We start from the raw sequence: 1,642 nt of genomic DNA, 5'->3' as shown, positions 1-1,642 counted from the left end.
AATTTATGGCTTTAGCAGGATAGTTATGCCTGAAGACAAGGGGCTCTTCGCTTTCACTAGTTCTTGCGACAGAACCACAAATGGTTCCTATCGAGTCTTATTGTCAACTTGATTTAAAATTGCTTTCAGCATTTGGTTCTGGTAACACAATTCGACTGTATGAGATTTTTAAATCCTATGCGTTCAAAAAAACATTTGATATAGGGTTTAATGAGCTAAGAAAACAACTAGGTTTTTTTAATGAAGGGAATTATCCAGAATGGAAATATTTTAACGCCAAAGTTCTTAAACCCGCAGTTAAAGATATAAATAGCCATAAACAATATGATATTGAAGTGTTTTACGAAAAACGGAGAGGATTAGATAAAATATCATTTACGATTAAAATACATAGGCCACAAGATTTAAGTAAAATTCAAGTATTAAACTTGAATGAAGAAATAGATAGAATTTCAAGAAAGCCTAACTTAATACAGCAGAAGTATATAGAAACTGTTTTATTCTTTTGTAAAAAAGATTCCTCTATTAGTAACGAGCAAGAGCTTATAGATTGGATTATTACCGATCTTATTAGCCAGCAAATAAAATTAGAAGCTAAGTTCAATTTTAAGTTTTCAATGAATGCAATTAGTAAGCAAGTTAGAAATGGTAGCTACACTCAACCGTATTCTCATAAGCATTTAGTTATTGATGAAATTTCTTTCGATCCTGTTATCTATGAGGAAATGAAAAAAATGGAGAGGAAAGGGCTTTATGACAGCATTAAAGATCAATATAGTTCAGAACTGATAAGAGCTAATCATTTTGGATTTATCATTGACTCATAAAATTAAAAAGGTGGCTAAACTATGTCAGTAATACAACTTAAAAAATGTACGCTTCCAGAAACAAATATTAAACATTATCTTACTGCAATTACTGCATTAAATATTTACTCTGAGGATGGAACAGGAGACTGGCATTTTTCAGAGAACTTTTTAGAGGATGGTGATTTTATACCGCGTAAAACTGTAGCAGGGGTTGATACTTGCTCAACAAATGAATATCTAGGTAATAACGGGGTTTTTAACTGTTACCAAATATTAGTAGAATCGGGCGTTCAACCTTCTACTAAAGATGTATTTTCAGCCGATCATTACCGTGCAATTGCAGATATGGTTTTAGATGGTATTACCAAAGGATATGATATTGAAAGTTCCATCATTCTTGATGACTGGCTTCCAGAACAGCATGAAAAAGAGAAGTTATATTGTTTAATAGACAGTTTTAAGCCTGCATTAACAGAAAAACAATGGCAAAAAATAAAAGCATGGAAAATGAAGCGTTAGGTGTTGAATTAAAAGAAGACCAAAAAACACATGTTAAGTTTATGTCTGAAATTGCAAAATCCACCCTTGATACACCAACTGTATTAAAAGGCGGCACTGCTTTGCTTTTAGCTTACGATCTGGATAGGTTTTCAGAAGATTTAGATTTTGATAGTACAAAAGCATTCAATTTAGAAAAAAGGATTAATGACTCTGCAAAAAAATCAAATGTTAAAGTTAATAAAATTCTTTTAAAAAAAGGTTCTGTCGCAAGAACTAGTGAAAGCGAAGAGCGCCTTGTCTTCAGGCATAACTATCCTGCTAAAGCCATAAAT

The 1,642-nt window shown here is 32.1% G+C and carries 3 protein-coding genes; all 3 read left to right on the top strand.

Going from position 1 to position 1,642, the window contains the following annotated elements:
- Positions 1–80: 80 nt before the first annotated feature.
- Positions 81–827: a replication initiation protein gene (locus BQ7314_RS13525; protein WP_174484221.1), complete on the top strand. Its 747-nt coding sequence runs from the start codon at positions 81–83 to the stop codon at positions 825–827.
- 21 nt (positions 828–848) lie between these two features.
- Positions 849–1,328 (top strand): hypothetical protein, encoded by a 480-nt coding sequence (locus BQ7314_RS13520; protein ID WP_174484220.1) that lies wholly within the window; start codon positions 849–851, stop codon positions 1,326–1,328.
- On the top strand, positions 1,292–1,642 hold a 351-nt coding region (locus tag BQ7314_RS13515; protein WP_245395003.1), incomplete at its 3' end, for a nucleotidyl transferase AbiEii/AbiGii toxin family protein. The genes BQ7314_RS13520 and BQ7314_RS13515, both read left to right, overlap by 37 nt.

This window comes from methanotrophic endosymbiont of Bathymodiolus puteoserpentis (Logatchev), from assembly GCF_900128525.1.
Taxonomy (GTDB): Bacteria; Pseudomonadota; Gammaproteobacteria; order Methylococcales; family Methylomonadaceae; genus Methyloprofundus.
This window is presented reverse-complemented; position numbering and strand designations above follow the sequence as displayed.

Coding starts and splice junctions, on each gene's coding strand:
- BQ7314_RS13525 (WP_174484221.1), top strand. CDS start 81: ATGGTTCCTATCGAGTCTTATTGTCAACTTGATTTAAAATTGCTTTCA.
- BQ7314_RS13520 (WP_174484220.1), top strand. CDS start 849: ATGTCAGTAATACAACTTAAAAAATGTACGCTTCCAGAAACAAATATT.